The organism is Mycobacterium sp. THU-M104 (assembly GCF_049197365.1).
Lineage (GTDB): Bacteria > Actinomycetota > Actinomycetes > Mycobacteriales > Mycobacteriaceae > Mycobacterium.
In genome coordinates, this window is the sequence record NZ_JBMIOP010000028.1 from 1 (window position 1) to 16,591 (window position 16,591).

General features: G+C 68.7%; 14 protein-coding genes and 10 pseudogenes. 8 read left to right on the forward strand and 16 right to left on the reverse strand.

What is annotated here, in order from left to right:
• The 7 genes and pseudogenes from ACOJVU_RS02530 to ACOJVU_RS02560 form a co-directional block, all read right to left on the reverse strand.
• A pseudogene (locus ACOJVU_RS02530) lies at nt 1–197 on the reverse strand (hypothetical protein); the annotation flags it as partial.
• Nucleotides 198–340: 143 nt separating this feature from the next.
• Nucleotides 341–1,060 carry a pyrimidine reductase family protein gene (locus tag ACOJVU_RS02535; protein WP_421528342.1) on the reverse strand — a complete coding sequence of 240 codons (720 nt, stop codon included), beginning with the start codon at nt 1,058–1,060 and terminating at the stop codon, nt 341–343.
• A gap of 3 nt (nt 1,061–1,063) precedes the next feature.
• The gene (locus ACOJVU_RS02540) at nt 1,064–1,330 is read right to left on the reverse strand and encodes a hypothetical protein (RefSeq protein WP_421528343.1); all 267 of its coding nucleotides are present in this window, start codon (nt 1,328–1,330) and stop codon (nt 1,064–1,066) included.
• A gap of 157 nt (nt 1,331–1,487) precedes the next feature.
• Nucleotides 1,488–2,612: an FAD-dependent oxidoreductase gene (locus tag ACOJVU_RS02545; protein WP_421528344.1), complete on the reverse strand. Its 1,125-nt coding sequence runs from the start codon at nt 2,610–2,612 to the stop codon at nt 1,488–1,490.
• Nucleotides 2,609–3,493, reverse strand: coding sequence for a DUF1295 domain-containing protein (locus ACOJVU_RS02550; RefSeq protein ID WP_421528345.1), 885 nt, complete (start codon nt 3,491–3,493; stop codon nt 2,609–2,611). The genes ACOJVU_RS02545 and ACOJVU_RS02550 overlap by 4 nt, the downstream gene beginning before the upstream one ends.
• 135 nt (nt 3,494–3,628) lie before the next feature.
• Complete coding sequence (locus ACOJVU_RS02555; protein ID WP_421528346.1) at nt 3,629–4,462, reverse strand: mycofactocin-coupled SDR family oxidoreductase; 834 nt, start codon at nt 4,460–4,462, stop codon at nt 3,629–3,631.
• A 2-nt stretch (nt 4,463–4,464) separates the two neighbouring features.
• Nucleotides 4,465–4,998, reverse strand: a pseudogene (locus ACOJVU_RS02560) (hypothetical protein).
• An 87-nt stretch (nt 4,999–5,085) separates the two neighbouring features.
• Here ACOJVU_RS02560 and ACOJVU_RS02565 point away from each other — a divergent pair.
• The 4 genes and pseudogenes from ACOJVU_RS02565 to ACOJVU_RS02580 form a co-directional block, all read left to right on the forward strand.
• Nucleotides 5,086–5,529 carry a nuclear transport factor 2 family protein gene (locus ACOJVU_RS02565; RefSeq protein WP_421528347.1) on the forward strand — a complete coding sequence of 148 codons (444 nt, stop codon included), beginning with the start codon at nt 5,086–5,088 and terminating at the stop codon, nt 5,527–5,529.
• 4 nt (nt 5,530–5,533) lie between these two features.
• Nucleotides 5,534–6,037, forward strand: coding sequence for a sulfotransferase (locus ACOJVU_RS02570; RefSeq protein ID WP_421528348.1), 504 nt, complete (start codon nt 5,534–5,536; stop codon nt 6,035–6,037).
• Nucleotides 6,038–6,043: 6 nt separating this feature from the next.
• Nucleotides 6,044–6,749: pseudogene (locus tag ACOJVU_RS02575) on the forward strand (hypothetical protein); the annotation flags it as partial.
• Nucleotides 6,749–6,931 (forward strand): annotated as a pseudogene (locus tag ACOJVU_RS02580) (PadR family transcriptional regulator); the annotation flags it as partial. The pseudogenes ACOJVU_RS02575 and ACOJVU_RS02580, both read left to right, overlap by 1 nt.
• On the opposite strand, the pseudogene ACOJVU_RS02585 reads toward ACOJVU_RS02580, so the two are convergent.
• Nucleotides 6,930–7,849, reverse strand: a pseudogene (locus tag ACOJVU_RS02585) (FAD-binding protein); the annotation flags it as partial. The pseudogenes ACOJVU_RS02580 and ACOJVU_RS02585 sit on opposite strands and share 2 nt — an antisense overlap.
• Here ACOJVU_RS02585 and ACOJVU_RS02590 point away from each other — a divergent pair.
• From ACOJVU_RS02590 to ACOJVU_RS02600, 3 genes and pseudogenes are all read left to right on the forward strand, one after another.
• Nucleotides 7,841–8,364, forward strand: a pseudogene (locus tag ACOJVU_RS02590) (3-ketosteroid-9-alpha-hydroxylase); the annotation flags it as partial. The pseudogenes ACOJVU_RS02585 and ACOJVU_RS02590 overlap by 9 nt on opposite strands.
• Nucleotides 8,365–8,408: 44 nt before the next feature.
• The gene (locus ACOJVU_RS02595) at nt 8,409–8,648 is read left to right on the forward strand and encodes a ferredoxin (protein ID WP_421528375.1); all 240 of its coding nucleotides are present in this window, start codon (nt 8,409–8,411) and stop codon (nt 8,646–8,648) included.
• 48 nt (nt 8,649–8,696) lie between these two features.
• The gene (locus ACOJVU_RS02600; protein WP_421528349.1) at nt 8,697–8,939 is read left to right on the forward strand and encodes a hypothetical protein; all 243 of its coding nucleotides are present in this window, start codon (nt 8,697–8,699) and stop codon (nt 8,937–8,939) included.
• 40 nt (nt 8,940–8,979) lie between these two features.
• Here ACOJVU_RS02600 and ACOJVU_RS02605 read toward each other — a convergent pair whose 3' ends face one another.
• Genes ACOJVU_RS02605 through ACOJVU_RS02615 form a run of 3 tightly spaced genes read right to left on the reverse strand, consistent with a single transcriptional unit; the run spans nt 8,980 to nt 11,914 of the window.
• Nucleotides 8,980–10,005: an acyl-CoA dehydrogenase family protein gene (locus tag ACOJVU_RS02605; protein WP_421528350.1), complete on the reverse strand. Its 1,026-nt coding sequence runs from the start codon at nt 10,003–10,005 to the stop codon at nt 8,980–8,982.
• Nucleotides 10,002–11,138 (reverse strand): acyl-CoA dehydrogenase family protein, encoded by a 1,137-nt coding sequence (locus ACOJVU_RS02610; RefSeq protein WP_421528376.1) that lies wholly within the window; start codon nt 11,136–11,138, stop codon nt 10,002–10,004. The genes ACOJVU_RS02605 and ACOJVU_RS02610 overlap by 4 nt, the downstream gene beginning before the upstream one ends.
• Entirely contained in the window at nt 11,138–11,914 is a 777-nt protein-coding gene (locus tag ACOJVU_RS02615) for a crotonase/enoyl-CoA hydratase family protein (RefSeq protein ID WP_421528351.1), read from the reverse strand. The genes ACOJVU_RS02610 and ACOJVU_RS02615 overlap by 1 nt, the downstream gene beginning before the upstream one ends.
• 254 nt (nt 11,915–12,168) lie before the next feature.
• Between ACOJVU_RS02615 and ACOJVU_RS02620 the strand changes: the two are divergent.
• A pseudogene (locus tag ACOJVU_RS02620) lies at nt 12,169–12,753 on the forward strand (substrate-binding domain-containing protein); the annotation flags it as partial.
• Here ACOJVU_RS02620 and ACOJVU_RS02625 read toward each other — a convergent pair.
• The 5 genes and pseudogenes from ACOJVU_RS02625 to ACOJVU_RS02645 all read right to left on the reverse strand — a co-directional run.
• Nucleotides 12,743–12,859: pseudogene (locus tag ACOJVU_RS02625) on the reverse strand (alpha/beta hydrolase); the annotation flags it as partial. The pseudogenes ACOJVU_RS02620 and ACOJVU_RS02625 overlap by 11 nt on opposite strands.
• Nucleotides 12,856–13,149, reverse strand: a pseudogene (locus ACOJVU_RS02630) (IclR family transcriptional regulator); the annotation flags it as partial. The pseudogenes ACOJVU_RS02625 and ACOJVU_RS02630, both read right to left, overlap by 4 nt.
• Nucleotides 13,142–14,479, reverse strand: a pseudogene (locus ACOJVU_RS02635) (FAD-dependent oxidoreductase); the annotation flags it as partial. The pseudogenes ACOJVU_RS02635 and ACOJVU_RS02630, both read right to left, overlap by 8 nt.
• Nucleotides 14,476–15,384, reverse strand: a complete 909-nt coding sequence (bphC, locus tag ACOJVU_RS02640) for a biphenyl-2,3-diol 1,2-dioxygenase (protein ID WP_421528352.1) — start codon at nt 15,382–15,384, stop codon at nt 14,476–14,478. The pseudogene ACOJVU_RS02635 and the gene bphC, both read right to left, overlap by 4 nt.
• Before the next feature lie 13 nt (nt 15,385–15,397).
• Nucleotides 15,398–16,582, reverse strand: coding sequence for an acyl-CoA dehydrogenase family protein (locus ACOJVU_RS02645; protein ID WP_421528353.1), 1,185 nt, complete (start codon nt 16,580–16,582; stop codon nt 15,398–15,400).
• Nucleotides 16,583–16,591 lie beyond the last annotated feature (9 nt).

Below are 16,591 nucleotides of genomic sequence, written 5' to 3' on the forward strand. Positions count from 1 at the left end.
TCGCGCCTGACGCGCACGAGATAGGTTTTCCTGTCGTCCGCGGGATCGTCGCTGGAATCGGCGACGGCGACGGGATGCCGGAACGCGTAGGCGATCCCATGCACGGCATCGTGGTTCAGGGCCCACCGGAGCTCGTCGGGCCGCAGCCGGTTCACCGCCAGGTTTCGGTAGTCGCTGTCGTCGTGTGCACTGCTCACCTGGCCGATGGCCCTCCTCTACGAACTCGGAGAATGTGAACGGCGATGGACTCAAGACGATGCCGCGCAGGTGAGGCGATGCACGTTCCGCCCGGACCTTCCCATCATAGGAAGCGGCCTCGCCCGCTGCATGCCGAGCGAGCTCAGCGCCGGTACTTCAGGTAGAGGTAGTCCTTGCACACCAAAGCGTGTTCGAGCCGCATCGTGACGGGCGCGCGCAGCCGTGACGGCGGCCGCCGGCCCACCGGCTGGCTCGCGGCGAGGTTGGGGGCCAGGGTCACACAGATCTCGGCGAGCACGTCCGCCTCCACCAGTTCGTCGAGCAGCGTGGGTCCGCCCTCGCACAGGATGCGAGGCATTCCGCGTTCGCGCAGCAGCTCCAGGGCCCGCGGCACGTCCACCGAGTCCTCGCCGGCCACCAACACCCGCCGGCGCCGGTCGTCGCGGAACCGGGCCGCCGTGGGTGCGCAGGTGAGCAGGATCGGCGGACGGTCGGGCTCGTCGAACAGCCGGGACGGCAGGTCGCCGCTGCGGCTGATCACGGCGATCGGTGGCGGCTCGGGCCGGCCTTCGGAGAGCCGGCGGGCGCGCTGCGCCTCGGTGAGCCGCACCGGGCCGTAGTTCTCGGCACGCGCGGTGCCGGCACCGACCAGCACCACGTCGGCGAAGCTGCGCAGGGCCTTCAGCAACTGCTGATCGGTCCGACACGACAGCGGGCCGGCGCGACCGCCGAAGGCGGCGGCGCCGTCGGCGCTGAAGATCATGTTGGCGCGCAAGCCGTCTGGGGGATCGGCGTAGAAAGCGGCCAGTTCGGTGATGCCGCCGACGGAGCCCACCCGCGGGCCCATGAGGGGAGAGCCCATCGTTCAGGCCTCGTGGCCCGGCTGCAGATCCCGGACGTCACCCCAGCACACCCAGCTTTCCAGGTCGTGTGGCGCGCAGCCGTCCACCCGGAACGTGTGGTTGCGCGTGGACAGGTTCACCAGAAAGCGCGGCGGGTGGATGCTGGTCTGCCCGGCGAAGCCCACCAGGCAGTCGGCCGTCACACCGTCGGCTGCCGTGGTGACGACGAACATCGGATAGGTCAGCCGCGCCACCAGCTTCTCGAACGCATCGACCCCAGGATCGCTCACCCGGTGCTTCGCCCTCTCCGATCCGACCGGACTCGCATTGACGCGATCGTAGCCGTGCCGCACCGGTGGCTGCCGAGCAGACGCAAAGGCGCCGCGACACGCCGCGGACAGGGGAGACCTGTGCGTCTGCTCGCCGGGAGGTGGTGCGCTGCGTCGCCTAGCGGAGCGGGTCGTTCGCGCGGACCCCGCGGTACATGCCCCATCGGACCAATCCCGGCATCACCACCCGTTCCACCGACCACGGGGGTAATCGGAAGGCTTGTCCACTCGGCAGGAACACCTCCAGCCCGTCGGGCTGGATTCCCAGCAGCGAGCCCCACCGCCGGCTCGGCGCGCGGTAGCCGCGCAGTCGCCGGCCTGCGAATTCGGCGCGGACGTTATGGGCCACCAGCGCGTCGCCCCGGTTGCGGGCCGAGCTACGCAGCGGGTCGGTGGCCGCCACGTCGCCGACGGCGAACACACCCCGCTGACCGGCCGCACGAAGTTCCGGCGTCACGCGCACGAACCCGTGCTCGTCGAGCAGTTCGGGCGGCAGCCAGCCGGTGTTGGGCCGCACCCGCCCGATCGCCCACAGCACCGCGGCGGCGCAAGCCGGAGGTTGCCCGGTGCTCCACCGGACCGGCTCGGCGGTGATCTCGTCGCCGGCGAAGCCGTCGGGAACCTCGGCGCGGTGTCCGGGATGCAGGCCGACGCCGAGTTCGGTCAGCCGGCCCAGGATGCGTCGCCAGGTCCGAGGGTGATAGGCGGGTAGGGCCCGCTCGCCGGGAAAGTAGAGGTCGATGCGCTTGCCGGGCCACGTGGTCGCCATGTTGGCGGCGCTGCTGACCGCGGCGACGCCGCCGCCGACGACGATGACCGACCCCGCGGCCGCCAGCCGAGCGTGCGCGCCACGCAGGTCCGCCCCGATCTCGGCGGCCGACTGCAGCGTGGCCCGGCGCCAGAACCCGTTGGTCACCCCGGTGGCGATGACCAGCGCGTCGTACTCGACGGCGATCGGCGTGCCATCGACGCGTCGGCCCATGACCGTGCGGGTCGCCAGGTCCACTCCGGTCAGCGCGGCCTGAAGCGTGCGCACCGATTGCAGGCGACGGAACCGGTCGAACGGGATCCAGTAGTCGCGGGCCCAGTCCGCGGGGCGGGAGAGCCGGACACCGAGTTCCTGACCGCTGACCAGGCCGGGTTTGACCGAGATCCCGGTGACGTCGGCGTGGCGGGAAAGGCGGATCGCGGCCAGCACACCGACGTCGCCCAGACCGGCGATCACGACGCGCCGGCGGTTCATGTCGCTGCGCGGTGCGGCGGCATCGGCATGAACCGCGACACCCGGTCGATGACGCGCTGGTAATCCGGCCGGCGTTGCAGGCTGCGCTGTTCCATCATCGGGATGCTCGCGCCCAGGAACATCGCCAGCATCGCCAGCGCACCGGCGAACAGCCACCACGCGTCGGTCGGCGCGGTCGCCACCCCGAACAACGCCAGGGCGACCCAGAAGCCGAACTCGCCGAAGTAGTTCGGATGCCGCGACCACCCCCACAGCCCGCTGTCCATCACATCGCCGGGCCGGCGGCTGCGCACGAACCGGTGCAGCTGCGCATCGGCGACGGACTCGAAGGCCACCGACGCCACACCGACCGCGAACGCGACCGCCGTGAGCCATCCGAGGTCACCGCTTCGACGCGTCACGCAGACGTAGACCGGCAGCATGCCCGCGAAGACCTGCAGGGTCGGGATGAGGTGTATGGCGACCAGATCGACGACGAATTCCCCTCTTCCGGCCCGCTGCCGGAACATCTGGTAGCGCCAGTCCTCATGGTGCAGTCCCGGGAATCCGTAGACCCAGTTGGCGGTCAGGCGCACGGCCCACACCAGGACGAGCGCCGCGACGAGCCAGCACCGCAGGTGATCCGTTCCCGCCCGGCTCCACCAGTAGAACGTCAGCAGCGGCGGGACGACGCTCCAGTAGGCGTCGTAGCAGCTCGAGTTGCGGCACCCGCGGCTGAAGGCGAACACCACCGCCGTGGCCAGGACGTCGGCCACGAGCGTGTCCGACCACAGCCGGCCCGTCGTCGGACCCCAGGCCAGCCAGGCGGCGGCGACCGCGAGCGCAACGACGTAGGCGAGACCGACGACGGCCAGCGACCGCGACTTCGTCGTCGCACTCATCGAAGCGACCAAACAGGCTCGCCGACAGCACAATTCATGCGCGCCCTCCTCGGCGCGACGCCGGGATGCCCGTACCGGCGGCCGCGGTCGGCAAACTGTAACACGTTCTAGTGAGCCGTCCGGCGGCGTCGGCCGCTACATGACGACGTGGCCGGCGTCGACGGGTATCGACACGCCCGTGACGTAGCGCGCCCGGGGGCCGACCAGCCACAGCACCGCGTCGGTGACGTCCTGCGGTTCGACCAGCGACGCGTCGGGCAGCAGGGTCTGGGACAGCGCGGGGTTGGGATTCTCCGTCATCTGTTTGACGACGAAATCGTTGAGGATCATCGGGGTCGCGACGCCGCCCGGATGTACCGAGTTGACCCGGATCTTGTGGGGTGCATAAGCATTGGCCGCTGAGCGCATGAGCCCGACGACACCGTGCTTGGACGCGGCGTAGGCGAACATGGCGGCGCTGCCGTCCCCGCCCCGGCCGGTCAGGCCCTGCGACGAGCTGACCAGGACGACCGACCCGCCGCGGCCCTTGCGGACGATCGACGGCACCGCGGCCACCAGCGTGTTCCACACGCCCTTGAGGTTGGTGTCGACGATCGCGTCGAAGACCGGTTCGGCGGGCGTCCGGGCGTCGCCGATCGCCACCACGCCGGCGTTGGCGATGACGATGCCGATCTCGCCGAGCTCGTCGACGCCGGCGCGCACCCCGGCCTCCAGCTGTTCGAGGTCGCGGACGTCGGCGACGACGGGCACCGCCCTGCCGCCGGCCGCCCGGACCAGCCGCACCGTCTCGTCGAGGTCGGCTTTGGTGGCCAGCGGGTAGGGGATCGCGTCGATGTCGGCGCACAGGTCGACGGCGATGATGTCGGCGCCCTGCCCGGCCAGCGCCACGGCGTGGCTGCGTCCCTGGCCGCGCCCCGCCCCGGTGACGACGGCGACGGTGTTCGCGAGTTCCCGCTCGGATTCACCCACGGCTAGACCTCCATCGTTGTGCCGGTTGCCTTTTCGGCGAAGGCCACCAGGCGGGCGGCCGTGTCGTAGTCGCACGCCAGCTCCGAGCGGCCGATCAGGACGGGGCCGCCGCGCAGGCCGAACCGGCCGCTGACCCCGACGTAGCTGCCCGGCGGCACCGGCTCGCTGATGCAGTACAGGGTGGGCGCCGCCCCTTGGTCGATGTCGTTGCCCAGCCGGTCGGCCAGCGCCTTGACGCTGCGGTGCGCCAGCGTCATCAGCGGGGAGTCCGACAGGTGCGACAGGTTCGAGGCCACCCAGCCCGGGTGGGTGAGCTGGGTGACGACCGGCGATGCGGCGGCGCGCAGCCGGCGGTCCAGCTCGAGCCCCCACAGCATGACCGCGAGCTTCGGTGTTGCGTACGGCCAGGATCACCTGGGCGCCGCCCTGGCCAGGGCGCGCGTCGTGCCCAGGCCCACGCCGTTGGTCGCGCCGGTCACGATCACCCGTTTGCCGGTCAAGTCGCCGAGCCGGCCCGGCGTCCATGGTGCTGCCACGCGATCAGAGTAATGGTTGGTTCTATGAAAGTAAGGCCGGCTCTGCCACGATGGTCTGCGACGGTCGCCAGGCAGGAGTGAGCCCGAGTGAATGACAGCGGCATTGAGATCACCAACCTGATCTACCGCTACGCCGAGCTGATCGACGCCGGCGACCTCGACGCCGTCGCGGGCCTCTTCGCCCACGGCCGCATCTGCGGGGTCGAGAACGGCCCGCCCGAGACGGTGTTCACCGGATCGGCTGCGGTGCGGAAGATGTACGAGATGGCGACCCGCATCTACTCCGACGGCACCCCGAAGACCCACCACAACACCACCAACGTGCAACTGCACATCGACGAAGCCGGGGGCACCGCCCGCAGCACGTCGTACTACTGCGTCACCCAGGCCACCCCCGAGCTGCCGCTGCAGGTGATCGTGACCGGGCATTACAAGGACACCTTTCACCGGGTCGACGGGGCATGGTGGTTCGACACCCGCACGATGTTCGTCGACCAGGTCGGCGACGTCAGCCGGCACCTGAAGTTCTGAGCGCGTGCCTCACCCGGACGCCTTCGATGCCGCCGGCGTGCTGGCCGACGCGCAGCGCAAAGAGGCCCTGACCGACTGGGGGCCGGGGGATTTCGCACGCCCGCCGGGCGTGCTGCTGGCCGACTACGCCCATGCCGTTTCGCGAGCCGACCTCAACTCCGTCGGGGCCCACATCCTGCGGTCGGGCATCGTGCGCATGCACCGCGACCCGCGCGCCACGATCGCGTCGGGAGCCGGCCTGAACGCGACCCTGCACGCGATGCACGCCGATTCGGTTGACCTGCACCGGGTGGGTGCGCAATGGTTGCAGCGCATGGGCTGGACCAACGACCGTGCGATGGCGGTCCGCGACGGATGGACCGATGACGCCGCGCGCGTCACCGACATCGCGTTCGACGACGCCGTGGCCGACCCGATAGGCCAGGTCGCCCGCGTCTACAACGCCATCGGGCTGCCGCTGACCGCCGAGGCGGAGACCGCAACAAGCGGTTTCGCTATCGGCGAGTAGAGATGCATGCCTGACGACCCCGTCGCGACAGCGTCCCAGCACGAGCAGGAGCTGGCGGCGCTGGAGCTGATCGAGCACCCAGAGGTCAAGGCGGCCTACCGCACCGTGGGACAGACCGGGCTGGGCCGGGCCAAGGCGTCCGACGCAATGCGGGAGCGGTTCGACGACGCCTTCGCCGAGGTGATGTTCTCGGCGGCGATCTGGTCCTCCACCCAGGACACGCTGCGGCCCAAGGTCAGCTGCATCACCCGGCTGGCCCACCCCGTGGACGGCCGCCGCATCCCCGGATCACGCTGGGGCATCGACAATCCCGACAGCGCGTACCGAGTGATCCCGATATCCGGCGAGGAGCGCTACGAGATCCACGGCCGGGTCGGCCAGCACCGCATGACCGAGAACTACTTCACGCTCTGGGACGCCCACATGGGCACCGTCGCCGTGCTCAACGGGCGGACCATGCAGGTGGACTCCGACGGCAGCTTCACCATCACCGTCGACGCGCGGCTCGCCGGTGACCCCGGCCCGCACGCTCGACGAGCAGGCCGAGGCGACCGCGGCGATGATGGCGTACTTCGCCGACTTCACCGGGAAACTCAGCCACGGCGTGTACAAGATGCCGCCCAACCATTTCGACCTCGCGTGGTCGGCCGACAAGGTCGGCGCGATGCGCAACCAGGTCTACGTGATGGACCGCTTCGACCTCGGCCCCGAGAGCTGAAGAAGCTCGAGAGCTTGGGTTTGGTCACCTCACGCGTCGACCGCGACGAGGGCACCCGCAGCCGCCGGCTCGACAAGATCCCGCCGACCGGGATGGCCGCCGTGACGGACTGGACCAACAACGCCCCGGTGGACCCTCCGGTGCTCAAGCACGCCGTGCTGCTGCGGGTGACCTTCACCCGGCCGCGTCGCGGGCTGCGATGTAGCCGTACACCAGTCCCTGCGCGATCGTGGCACTCGCGCCCGGGTACGTCGTTCCGAACGCGTTGGCGGCGGTATTCCCGATTGCGTAGAGATCCGCAATGACGCCGCCGTCCTCGCGCAGCACCCGCGCCCGATCGTCGGCCTTGAGCCCGCCGCAGGTGCCCAGGTCGCTGAGCACCATCTTCACAGCGTAGAAGGGGTCTTTGACCAAGGGGCGCAGGTTCGGGTTCGGCGTCACAGTCGGGTCACCGTAGTCCCGGTCATAGGCGCTGCGCCCCGACTGAAGTCGAGATCTTCACCAGCAGAAGCATTGTCGTTGAAGCGGGTCATCGTTGCGGTGAACTGGGCCACCGGGACGTTGATTTGTGGGCCCAGCTCGGCAAGGCTTTCGGCCCGTACCGCGATGCCAGCGTCGTACCACGCCTGCGGGATCCGCATCCGCGGAAACAACTCGGCGCCAAAGACGTAGCTGTTGCGGTATTAATGGTCGAAGATGATCCACATCGTTTCGACCGGGGTCCCCGCACGTTCCAGTTCGAGCAGTCGCTGGCCGAAGGACATGTAGTCCGTCGACTCATTGACGAAGCGGTGCCCGTCCTGGTCGACGATCAGGCAGCCGGGTAGTGACCGTTCGGCAAGCATGACCACCGGCGTTTTGCCGGGTAGCGGCGCAATGGCGGGGAACCACCATGCCTGATCCATCAAATCGATGTCCGCGCCGAGTTCTTGAGCCGCGCGGATCCCGTCGCCGGTGTTGCTCTCGGCTCCCAGGCTCAGGTTGGCGCCCAGCGATTCGGACTGAAATTTCCATCGCATATCCATGCTGTGGTCGAAGCCGCCGGTGGCCAGCACCACCCCGCGCCGGGTGGTGCTGGTGAGTTCGCGGCGGGCCGAACGGATCTCGGCGGCACCGAGGGTGCGCAGATGCTCGGCACCACCTCGGTGGCCTCGTGCTGGGTCCGTCCTTCATGATCGACGATCTGACCTATCACTACGCGGACGCCGATCACCACACGGTACTCATCAACTGCCACTATCCGATTGATACGAATTCCTTTGTGCTGCAATACGGGATCATCGTCAAGAAGTCGGCCATGCTGCCCGACGACCTCGCGATGCAGACCGCCGTCGGCCTCGGCGACTTCGTCAAGCTGGGCTTCGAACAGGACGTGCAGATCTGGCGGAACAAGGCGCGCATCGACAATCCGCTGCTGGTCGAGGAGGACGGGCCGGTCTACCAGCTGCGTCGCTGGTACCAGCAGTTCTACGTCGACGTCGCCGACGTAGAACCGGACATGGTGGACCGCTCCGAGTTCGAGTTGGATACCACCCGGCCCTACGAGGCGTGGATGAAAGAGGTCGAGGCGAATATGGCCGCCCAGCCGGCCACCACCGGCTCGGTGTGACGAGGTTGGCTGCCTCCGACAGGATCGACGATCGGCTCGACGACATGCTGATGGCGCCCGTGGCATGTCGTACTTGCGGTGCACGGGTGCTGGTCCGCAAAAGCAGCTGGAACCAGACCAGCGTGCAGTGGGATGCCGCTGCGGTGGCAAGGTGTGCCGAGCGCCGCGAAGCCGATCGCATCGCCGGCAGCCGCCAGGAGCTGTTTCTGGCATGTTCGGCCTTGGGGCATTCGATCGAGCGCGCCGTAACGGCGGGAGAGCTCACGATTGTCCAGGCCGAATAGTGGCCGCGTGGTCTGACGACATGACGATGGGCATTGTGTCCTTCAGGCGTGCGCGTCCTTCAGGCGTGCGCGGCGCCGTCGATCTCTGAGACCAGCTTCAAAGTTCTGACACCAGAGGTGGTTGTCGTCGTGGCGCACCTGGTGATCAAAGGTCAAGGACTCGTCGGCGGGGACACGATGGACCGCGACGACTTCTCGATTCGAGTACGTCAGCGTCACACCGACGGCTCGTGGCTCATCGTTTCCGAGATGTTCCAGGATGCCGATACCGAGGTCACCGACCAACACTGACCGCATCGTTGGACGCATGCTCGAGCCTTGCGGCGCCGCATCAGTCGCTGATCAGACTCCACAGTCCGCCGGCGCCGGCGTACAGTGCGGCGTCGGTCACCCGGTCGTCCCAGTACCGTATCGAGCCGAACTCCGAGCGCCACGCGAGAGCGGCTCTGGTGAACTCGTGCAACCGGTGCTCACGGGTGGTGCCGATGGCCCCGTGTACCTGGTGGGCGTTGCGCACCACCACGGAGGTCGCGTGGCCGGCACACGAGCGTGCGACGGCGACCAGGAAACCGAGATCTGGTCCCGACCATTGACCGGCCATCCCGGCGGTCAGCGCTGCCTCGGTCGTAGCCCGGGCGAGCGCCGCCTCGGTGGCGATGCCGGACACCAGGTGTTGCACGGCCTGGAATTTCGCCAGTGGGCCGCCGAACTGGACACGTGAGGTCGCATGCTCGACGCACAGCTGCAGAATCCGGTCCAAGGCGGCGCACACCTGGATCGCCCGCACCAGCCCCGACTTCAGCCGTAGCCCGGTGATGAGGGTAACGGGAATCGGCATCCCTTCCAGGCGGGCCAGATCGGCGGCCACCGTGTCTCGTGGTTCGCCGATCAGGTTGGCACCCGGGGTGATGGTGAGCATCTCGCGTGCGACGTCGGCGACGCGGTATCGGCCGTCGGCTCGCCACGCGACCACCACCCGGTCGGCCGCCGCGGCCCACGGCACCTCTGTCGCGACGCCCTGTCTGTCGAGCACGCACACGGTCCGAACCGCGTCGTCTGCGGGCACTCCGATAGCGTCCAGTAGCCAGCATGCCAATAAATCATGCTCGGCCAACGGGATTCGAACTCCGTGGCTGACCGCGGCGGCCAGCAATGCGGCGGCTTCGTGCCATCCGGCCCCGCTGCCGCCGTGCTGCTCGTCGCCGGTCAGCCGGACCAGGCCGAGCTCGTCGAGGTGCCGCCACAAGTCCGGATCCCGCTGGACCGTCGTGGTGGGCGGATGCTGTTCACGGTGACCGGCGAAAACCGCATCCATCATGTCGATGAGTGCGCCGTCAACTGCGGGCCGGGGGTTCATCGCATGCCCAATCCGCGCGCGATCACGCCATGCAGCACCTCGTTGGTGCCGCCGCGCAGCGTAAAGCCGGGCCGCTGATCGACGGCCGCGCGTACCAGGCCGGAGAATACCGAATCCGGGGAGTCCTGCAGGTCCGCGTAGTCCGCGATGTCGCCCTCGGTGGTGGTGCCCAGCACTTTGACCACCGCGGCGGGTAGGTCCGCGGGCTCGTCTCGTTCCAGCGCGCCGGCCACCGCGGTGGACATCTGGTGCAGGCCGGCGATGCGTGCCACGAGTCGCCCCAGATTCGGATCGCGCGCGATGGTGTTTGAGGCCATGCGATCGGCGCAGGCCGCCAACAGCGAGAAGGTGGACAAGAAGCGCTCGGGCCCGCTGCGTTCGAAAGCGAGCTCGGAGGTCACCTGGTGCCAGCCGTTGCCGATCTCACCGAACACCATGGCGTCGGGGACGAACGCCGCATCCAGGATCACCTCGTTGAAGTGGTGTGCTCCGGTCATCGACACGATCGGGCGGATCTCGACGCCGGGCCCGCGCAGGTTCACGATGAACTGGCTCAGCCCGGCGTGGCGATGAGCCGGGTCCATCGCCGCGGTGCGCGCCAAGACGATGAACGCGTGCGCCAGGTGAGCGCCCGACGTCCAGACTTTGGTGCCCGTCAGCGACCAGCCGCCGTCGACGGGCTCGGCCCTGGTGCGCACGCTGGCCAGATCCGAGCCCGAGTCGGGTTCGCTCATGCCGATGGCGAAGAAGCACTCGCCGCGAACGATCCGCGGAAGGAACTCCGACTTCTGGTGCTCGGTGCCGTATTTGAGCAGTGACGGCACGATCTGGCGATCGGCGATCCAGTGCGCGGCGACGGGCGCACCGGCGGCCAGCAATTCCTCGGTCACGACGAAGCGTTCCAGGAACGAGCGCCCGTGCCCGCCGTATTCGGACGGCACCGTCATTCCCAGCCAACCGCGCGCGGCCAGAGTGGCGGTGAATTTCTCATCCCACCCGGTCAGCCAGGCATCGACCGAGGGGGTGAACGCCCCGGCGGCCAGTTGGTCGGCGAGGAACTCGCGCACCTCGGTACGCAGGCGCTCGGTTGCGGCGTCGACGCCGCCGGGCGGCACCAGGCGGGGGAGCGCCATCAGCGCGTCTTCCATGTGGCGATGCGCTGCTCGTGCTCGGCGGAGCGGTGGGCCAACGGCTGCATGGCCGCGGCCATCCCCAGAGTCGACTCCAGGGTTCCGCTGCGCGACTCCTGCAACAAGCGCTTGGCCATCCGCAACGCGTGTGGGGGGTTCTTGCTGATGCGCTCGGCGAGCGCGCGCGCCTGGGGGAGCAGATCGTCATGGGCCACCACGCGGCTGACCATGCCCCAATCCAGCGCGGTTGCCGCGTCGACGCGGTCGCCGGTGAACGTCATCTCGGCGGCGCGCGCATAGCCCACGGCCCGCGGCAGGAACCAGGTGCCACCGTCACCGGGGATGAGGCCGAGCTGGACGAAGCTCTCGGCGAACGACGCTCGCTCGGAAGCGATTCGGATGTCGCACATCATCGCCAAATCGCAGCCGGCGCCGACTGCCGCGCCATTGACCGCGGCGATCAGGGGCACTTCCAGCCGGGAAAGGGCCCGCGGGATCCGCTGGACTCCGTCGCTGTAGGCGTGGCGTTGCTCTAGGGCGTCCAGACCGAAGATTCCGTCACGATCGGCCATCTCCTTGACGTTGCCGCCCGCCGAGAAGATCTTGCCCTCCCCGGTGAGGATCACGGCGCGGATCGCCGTGTCGACGTTGGCGGCGTCGACCGCAGCCTCGAATTCGGCGATGAACTCCGTGCCGGTGATCGCGTTGCCGACGTGCGGCAGGCTGATCGTCCATACCTGCGTCGGGCCCTCGTTGCAGACATTCAGCGAACTTCTCATGCGGGTAACTGTAGGGACTCGGCATGCGGGTGCTCCTGGACGCCGGCGCGGCCGAGCTCGCGCACACGCGATGGCGCGCCCGATTCCGGTCGGCGGGTCGGAGCGGCGCCACCGACGAATTTGTGAGCGAAACGCCGCCTAGCGTGCAGGAATTTCGCCTTTGTGCCGCAGGCAATATGTGTCGATGCTGGCGCCGACGAAGTACCCGGAATGATATTCGGGCATACCGCTGCTCTCCAGGCTCAGCCACCAGATTGCCTGCCGAGCCGATTCATGTCGTTTTCCGCAGCGACCAGTCCGGCACTACGGACAACTTCCAGAAATATCTCGATACCGCCGGCGGCGACGCGTGGGGTAAGGGCGCCGGAAAGACTTTCAACGGCGGCGTCGGCGAGGGCGCCATGGGCAACGACGGCACCGCCGCGGCCGTCAAGCGCACGGAGGGTGCCATCACCTACAACGAGTTGTCGTTCGCGCAGGCGCAGCACCTGAACATGGCCAAGATCATCACGTCGGCCGGTCCGGATCCCGTCGCGATCAGCGCCGACTCGGTGGCGAAGACGATTACCTCGGCAGGGTTCATCAATAAGGGCAATGACCTCGTTCTCGACACGATCTCGTTCTATCGGCCGACCCGCCCCGGTTCCTATCCGATCGTGCTGGCGACCTACGAAATTGTCTGCTCCACATATCCCGACTCTCAAGTCGGTAGGGCCGTGAAGGTTTTTCTCCAGAGCGCCATCAGCACAGGCCAGGACGGGTTGGCAGAACACGGGTATGTCCCTATTCCGGATGCGTTCAAGACGAGGTTGTCGACTGCGGTCAACGCGGTTGCGTGATGGGACCGTGTCGTGTCCTCGCCTCGGCGTCTGTCAGCTCCTGCACGGGAGGGAACCCGCCGTCCAATTGTCCGAGGATCTCGGCGATCCGCGGGTCGAGGCTCACGTGTACCGGACAGTCGGTCGCGGCGCGGCGTCGTTTTGCTGCGGCCGCTGGGGGAGCAACGGGCGTAGGGGCTGCAGGGTAGGAGCGACCCGCTGCGAGCCGCCGTCGACGTTGCACCGGATACCCATCGCGGTCATGCGCACCGGAGCGGCGAGACGCTGGTCAAATCTCATGCGTCCCATCGGTCCGCACACCGAGACTGCAGCCACCGGTTTCACGGCTTCACCGGGGCCGCCGATGGGCGCGGCCACGCAGCCGAACCCGAGAAGCGCCTCTTCGCGTCGGGTTGCCGCTGACATGCAGCACCTCGGCATCGAGCGTGGTGCACAGTCCGCCCAGCGTGAACCCGCCGGTGTTCTCCCGCAGGTCGATCGCCCCGACGGGGGAGCCGATCGGCCGCAGCCACTCGGGCTTCTTGTGCAGCAGTGGGTCCTCGCCGGGCGCGGCGCCGTCGTTGTAGGCGGCCACGGTGGCCTGCAACGAGCCCGGCGCCAGGCCCATGTCGCGTTCCAGGTCGGCGACACTGTCGGCCACCCAGATCGCTTCCCGCAGCATGAATTTCGGCGACCACGAGTTCATCGCCTCGTCCTGGGCCGCGCCGTCGATGATCAGGTAGGCGGTGTTGTCCTGCTGGTACAGCGTGAGCTGTCCGATCCGGCCGGGGTAGGTGTCCTCGGCGACGTAGCGCTGGCCGCGGCCGTTGACCAGGATGCCGCGCACCAGTTGCTGGGGGTCGATGAAGATCGCGACCTCGGTGGCGTCCATGTGGGCCAGGTCCGCGCCGAGTGCCTGCGCCATCCGGATGCCCTGCCCGTCGTGTTGTTCGATGGAGGCGGCCGGGCGCCCGGCGATGCGCGGCGCGTACTGCGTCACCATCGCGTCGTTGTCGGCGAAGCTTCCCATCGCCAGCACCACCCCGCGGCGCGCCCGGACGTTGATCTCGGCGCCGTAGCGCCGCGCGCGGATCCCGGCCACCCTGCCGTCGGACTCGACGATGAGGCGCTGCACCCGCACGTCGTAGAGCGCCCGCGCGCCGGCCGCCGTGGCCGTCTCGACGAGCGGCTTCATCAGCATGTAGCCCGCGCTGGCCTCACCCTGCTTCTTGTTCGACATCTGCGGGACGTGCCCGCGCGGGGCGGGGGAGGCGATGGTGTTGAACGGGTAGAAGTTCTCGCCGCCGCTGTACATCAGCCCCTGGTCGCCCATCGGCTCCCAGCCGGGTTCGGAGAAGGACTCCGCCTTGAACGGCACACCGCAGTCGACGAGCCAGTCGAAGTGCGCGACGCTGCCCGCGCAGTAGTCGGCGATGCGCTCCGCGTCGGCCCCGGGGCCCATCGCGACGTTGAGGAAGGCCGCCATGTTGTCGACGGAATCGTCTAAGCCACAAGCCTTTTGCAGCGCCGTGCCGCCGCCGAGGTAGATGAAGCCGCCGGCCATGGCGGCCGCACCGCCCCAGGAGCCGGTGCGTTCGAGCACCAGGACGTCGGCGCCGGCGCGGGCCGCTTCGACCGCCGCGGCGGCCCCGGCGATGCCGTATCCGACGATCACGACGTCGGCCTCGTCGTCCCAGGAGGTGATCGACGCCGCCGGGACCGGGGTGACGTCGGTATCGGGTGTCATAACCGCATCGCCGCGGGCATCCCGCCGATCCACTGGTGGCCCCAGTAGCTGTCGGCGGTGATTTCCTCTGCGGTGTAGTAGTTTTCGTCGACACGCATGCCTTCGGTGCCGAATTCGATGTCCCAGTCGCCGGGGGCCCGCACGTAGAACGACACCATCTTGTCGTTGGTGTGCCGTCCGAGCGTGGAGGAGAGCTGGAAGCCCTCGGCGTTGACGCGGTCCAGCGCCTGACCCACCGCGTCGAGGGTGTCGACCTCGACCATGATGTGCACCAGGCGCGGGTCGCGCTGGTGCGCGGCCGGCACGATCGCCAGGCTGTGGTGTCGCTCGTTGATGCCGAGGAAGCGCACCCGCACCGGGCCGAACTCCTTGGGCAGCGGAACCCGGAACGCGCCTCGGGAGCGGAACCCCAGCACCTCGGTGTAGAAGTCGAACAGGCCGCCCGGGTCCGTGGTGGGCAGCACGACGTGGCCCATGCCCTGGTCGCCGGTGACGAACCTCGCCCCGAACGGGGTGATCACCGGGCTGTGGTCGAGCACGGCGCCGTGGAAGACCTCGCACGTGATGCCGGCGGGGTCCTCGAAGGTGATCACCTCCTCGACGCGGCGGGCCTCGGCCTCCTCGTCGGAGAGTTGCTTGAACGCCACCCCGGCGCCGTCGAGGGCGGCTTTGACCCGCTGCAGGCCGGGGTGGTCGCGCACCTCCCAGCCCACGGTCCGGATCCGTTCGGTCTCCCCGGGCACCACGATCAGCCGGGCCGCGCGCTCGTCCATCCGCAGATACAGCGCTGCGGGGTCGGGCCCCTTCCCCTCGGCGAAGCCCAGGACGCCGAAGGCGAACTGCCGCCACCGATCGATTTCATTGGTCGAAATGGTGACGTAGCCAAGGCTTTTCAGGTCGGACACAGCGGCAGGCCTCTCAGATCAGCGCCCGCAGCGGGCCCTGGGGCGGTTCGACGCCCAGCGAACTCAGGGCCGACGCGTGGTAGATGGTGCCCGGGACGTGGATGGCGTGCATCTGCCCGACGTGCACGTCGCGCCAGTAGCGCTGCAGCGGCTTGTCCATCCGCGAGGCGTTGCCACCCGATCGGGCGAAGATCTCGTCGACCGCCGACACCGCGCGCCACACGGCGCGCACCTGGGTGCGCCGACCCGCCGCCCGGTCGGCGAAGGACACCTCCTTGCCGGCGGCGACCATGTCATAGATCCGGTCGGCGTTGGCCAGCAGTTCCTGGCGGGCGGCATTGATGTCGGCCGCCGCCTCGCCGACGGCGTACATGACGTAGGGGTCGTCCTTGATCGCCGTTCCGGTGGCGCCGACCCGCTCCCGCTGATAATCGAGGTGCGCGGCCAGTGCGCCCTCGGCGATACCGATGGTCGCCGCGGAGATCCCCAGCGGGAACATCGTCGACCACGGCATCAGATACAGCGGCTCGGTCATCCCGGCCTCGCGCTGGGCGGTGCCGTCCATCACCTTGGTCGCGTCCATCGTCCGGTACGACGGCACGAAAGCGTCGGAGACGATGACGTCTTTGGAGCCCGTTCCCCGCAGCCCCACCACGTTCCAGGAGTCTTCGACGATCTCGTAGTCCTTGCGGGGCAGGATCATGTGCAGCATCTGCGGCGGCATCAACGGCATGCCGTTCTCGTCACCGAGCATGGCGCCCAGGATGATCCAGTCGCAGTGGTCGGTGCCCGAGCTGAACTGCCAGCGGCCGTTGAACAGGTAGCCGCCGTCGACAGGCTTGGCCACTCCCTGCGGCGCGTACGGGGAGGCCATCCAGGTGTCGACGTCGTCGGCCCAGATTTCGGCCGGCACCCTCGGGTCGGCGTACGCCAACTGGTAGGGGTGCACGCCCACCACGCCGACGATCCAGCCGGCGGCCGGGTCGAGTGCCGCGGTGGCCATCGTCGTCTCGGCGAACTCGCGGGGGTGGACCTCGAAGCCCTGGTAGCCCTTGGGCTGCAGTAACCGGATCAGGCCGGCTGCCTTCATCAGCTTCACCGAGTCATCGGTGAGCCGGCCGATCCGCTCGGATTCCACGGCCTGGTCGCGTAACTGGTCGGCCATCGCCACGACCCGGTCAAGTACCCGTTCACTCATTTTCCTCGT

Bases quoted from the DNA above. Each gene is read 5' to 3' on its own strand.
- ACOJVU_RS02535 (WP_421528342.1), bottom strand. From the start codon at position 1,060: ATGGGCTCTCCCCTCATGGGCCCGCGGGTGGGCTCCGTCGGCGGCATC.
- ACOJVU_RS02545 (WP_421528344.1), bottom strand. From the start codon at position 2,612: ATGAACCGCCGGCGCGTCGTGATCGCCGGTCTGGGCGACGTCGGTGTG.
- ACOJVU_RS02550 (WP_421528345.1), bottom strand. From the start codon at position 3,493: ATGAGTGCGACGACGAAGTCGCGGTCGCTGGCCGTCGTCGGTCTCGCC.
- ACOJVU_RS02595 (WP_421528375.1), top strand. From the start codon at position 8,409: ATGCTGATGGCGCCCGTGGCATGTCGTACTTGCGGTGCACGGGTGCTG.
- ACOJVU_RS02605 (WP_421528350.1), bottom strand. From the start codon at position 10,005: ATGAACCCCCGGCCCGCAGTTGACGGCGCACTCATCGACATGATGGAT.
- ACOJVU_RS02610 (WP_421528376.1), bottom strand. From the start codon at position 11,138: ATGGCGCTCCCCCGCCTGGTGCCGCCCGGCGGCGTCGACGCCGCAACC.
- ACOJVU_RS02615 (WP_421528351.1), bottom strand. From the start codon at position 11,914: ATGAGAAGTTCGCTGAATGTCTGCAACGAGGGCCCGACGCAGGTATGG.
- ACOJVU_RS02645 (WP_421528353.1), bottom strand. From the start codon at position 16,582: ATGAGTGAACGGGTACTTGACCGGGTCGTGGCGATGGCCGACCAGTTA.